The organism is Pseudoalteromonas holothuriae (genome assembly GCF_945859825.1).
GTDB lineage: Bacteria > Pseudomonadota > Gammaproteobacteria > Enterobacterales > Alteromonadaceae > Pseudoalteromonas > Pseudoalteromonas holothuriae.
Genome location: NZ_CAMAPC010000051.1, coordinates 1 through 2,615, shown reverse-complemented (window position 1 = coordinate 2,615; position 2,615 = coordinate 1). Strand labels below are relative to the sequence as shown.

Annotated in this window: 2 protein-coding genes; both read right to left on the bottom strand. The window is 41.2% G+C overall.

The window, feature by feature from the left end:
* Positions 1-80: 80 nt before the first annotated feature.
* Positions 81-836: an IS21-like element helper ATPase IstB gene (istB, locus tag OCI93_RS20725; protein ID WP_261591864.1), complete on the bottom strand. Its 756-nt coding sequence runs from the start codon at positions 834-836 to the stop codon at positions 81-83.
* 11 nt (positions 837-847) lie between these two features.
* Complete coding sequence (gene istA, locus OCI93_RS20720; RefSeq protein ID WP_261627233.1) at positions 848-2,398, bottom strand: IS21 family transposase; 1,551 nt, start codon at positions 2,396-2,398, stop codon at positions 848-850.
* Positions 2,399-2,615 lie beyond the last annotated feature (217 nt).

Here is a 2,615-nt window from a genome sequence, read left to right as displayed (position 1 = left end):
TGCGCATTCTCATGACTTTGATCACCGATTCTCATCAGCTTTGATCACTTGATTTATCATTTTGTAGAGCCGTTTTTAAATTAGCTTAACTGATCATCATCAGTCAATTTATTTAACTGTTTTCGTATCGATTCTCCTTTTAAATTCAACTTAATCGAACCATGAATTAGCCTATCTAAAATGGCGTCAGCATGAGTTGATTCTCCTATCATCTCATGCCAGTTTTCCTGCGGGAGCTGGCTTATAATTATGTGTGATTTATACCCGTACCGCGCATCGATTAATTCGAGTAAGTCACCTCGTTGCTGCGCACTCAGTGGTTCAAGCCCCCAGTCGTCTAAAATCAGTAGATCATACTTTATTAGCTTCGCCAGTAATTTCCGGTAACTGCCATCTGCTTGTGCTAGAAACAGGCTTTCAAGTAGTTCTTTCAATCGAATATAGTAAACACTTTTTCCTTGCAAACAGTGTTCATGCCCTAAGGCACATGCTAGGTAGGTTTTTCCACAACCTGTTGCGCCGGTGATTAAGATATTTTGGTGTAAGTTCAGCCAGCTATTTTGGCTTAAGTTACGTATCTGTGCTTTTTCTATATTACGTGTCGGCGAGTAAATCAGTTGATTTAACTGAGCTGGTAAGCGGAATTTAGCATGTCGCACGAGTCGGTCGATTTTCCTTTGCTCACGCGTGTCAATTTCATGTGTAAGCAATAAACTGATGCGCTCTATAAAGCTTTGTTCTTGATATAGATTTTGCTGTTCAAGCTGCTGCTTGAGTGCTTGCTTTATACCCGATAACTTGAGTAGTTGAAGTTGCTGGTTAATGGTGTCTATCATGTTTTCATTCCTTAATGGTAATAATCTGTGCCACGTATGTTGCTATGTGTAATTGGCTTTTCTGGCTCTGTTTGCTGTGTGGGTAACGGTTGTTGATCCAATCCTTTTTTCAGCATCTGCTTAATTGATTTGAGTGTTGTCGTATTCATCACGATTGCGCGATAGCATGCTTGCTCAAGCCGTTCTTTTGAATACGTTTTAGCTAAACTTAACAGCCCTAAACAGACGCGATAAGCGTGCTCGGGGTGGCGTCGTCCACTGAGCTGTAACTCAACAACTTGGTGGGTATACTCTCCAATACTTAATGCCCATGAGCGTAAGTTTATCGGTGACTGCTCATGCTGTTTTTGATGCGCTAGAGGCATATGGTGAGGCTGTGTTGTATGCCCGCCTAAACGATGTGAGCGAGGATGTTGTGCGATTAAGGTATCGTCATGATAAAGCTGTACTAGCTGATTGGTTATGTGTGCGCGTAATTGTTTCTTAACCCACTGATACGGCACACTGTAATAGTGTTTTTCTATTTCAACATGATAATCAATGTGTACTCGCACCGTTTTGATTTGTGTGTAGTGATAAGGCTTTTCAGGCAATGGCTTTAATGCGCTTTTATCCACCATATCAAATAGCTGTTTACGTGACTGTTGATATTGCTGCATCACCTTTTTGTTCATTACATCAAGTAGCTTTGCTATTTCTTGATTTAAGTGCGCTAAGCTGTAGAAGGTTTGGTTACGCAGACGTGCCATGATCCAACGCTCAACAATTTGTACACCGACTTCAGCCTTCGATTTATCTTTGGGTTTATAAGGTCGAGCGGGTATGACAGCGACGTTAAAATACTCGGCTAATTGATGATACGTGGGGTTTAAATCAGGCTCATAGCGACAGGTTTTACTAACGGCACTTTTTAAGTTGTCGGGAATAACAAGTTCAGGAACACCACCTAAAAATGCAAAGCAACGGGCATGACTCATCACCCAATCTTCAAGTTGTTGGCTATACGTTGCCTCAGCATAGGTATAATTTGATGCGCCGAGCACGGCAACAAATACTTGAGCAGTCCGTGTTTCCTGCGTTGTGGGGCACGTAATAGTCAGTGTGGGGCCACAATAATCCACAAACAGCTTTTCACCACCTTTATGATGCTGACGCATCGACAAGCGTTGTTTTCCCACCCATTCCCGATAGGTGCGGCAGAAGTGGCTATAGCTGTAATAAGGCTCACCGACTTTCTCACGTAATTCATCGAATACTAACTGCAACGTTAAATGTTTGTGTTGCTTTAAATCCCTGTTGATAGCGAGCCAATCAGGTGTTGGGTATCTTTTTGGACGGGGTGAGAAGTCTCTGATTTTTGTATTAAGAAAAGCACTATGTTGCTTATCTTCAGGTAACGGCCATTGGTTTAAGCTTAACTCATTAGCCTTTTTAACGTAATTAGCGACGGTCCCAGGGGAGATATTTAAACTTCTGGCAATCTCTCGATGGGATAACTTTGCTGAATATTTCAGCCGTAAAATAGCATGTAATTTACTCATAGATATAGGTCTTGTTGACATGATTGTTACCCTCATCAAATGATTTAGATAACGGTTTAACATACCTACAAAAATGATAAAACGTGAACTCGGTAACGAGTGGCATTAAGCTTTGATCGGCAAAATCATTAAGAACACAAAAGTGATCATTATCGAGTGATTGTCGTGATCAAAGCTTAATGAGAATAAGCGATCAAAGTTAATGCCATTGGATGATCAAAGCTGGGGAGAATATGCA